The organism is Pseudomonas sp. 65/3-MNA-CIBAN-0223, from assembly GCF_040310425.1.
Lineage (GTDB): Bacteria > Pseudomonadota > Gammaproteobacteria > Pseudomonadales > Pseudomonadaceae > Aquipseudomonas > Aquipseudomonas gregormendelii.
The window spans coordinates 1-316 of record NZ_JBEOPV010000079.1 but is presented as its reverse complement, the minus strand read 5'-3'; the positions used below and the strand labels follow the sequence as shown (position 1 = coordinate 316).

The window sequence follows — 316 nt, the reverse complement described above, 5'->3', positions numbered from 1 at the left end:
CCTGCTAAGCGTATGGTTAACCCATCAAGTTACTCACCTTACCGCGCCTTTAGCGCAAACACATTTGATGGGGTAAATCGCTTATGTTGGACACCAATCTCAAGACCCAGTTGAAAGCCTACCTGGAGAAGGTCACCCAGCCCTTCGAGATCGTCGCGTCCCTTGATGACGGCGAGAAGTCCCAGGAAATGCTGAGCCTGCTGCAGGACATCGCCAGCCTCAGCGACAAGATCACTCTGAAGACCGACGGCGACGATGCACGCAAGCCGTCGTTCTCGCTCAACCGCATCGGCGGCAACATCAGCCTGCGTTTTGC

General features: G+C 55.4%; 1 pseudogene. It reads left to right on the top strand.

Going from position 1 to position 316, the window contains the following annotated elements:
* Nucleotides 1-83: 83 nt before the first annotated feature.
* Nucleotides 84-316, top strand: a pseudogene (locus AAEZ09_RS28000) (alkyl hydroperoxide reductase subunit F); the annotation flags it as partial.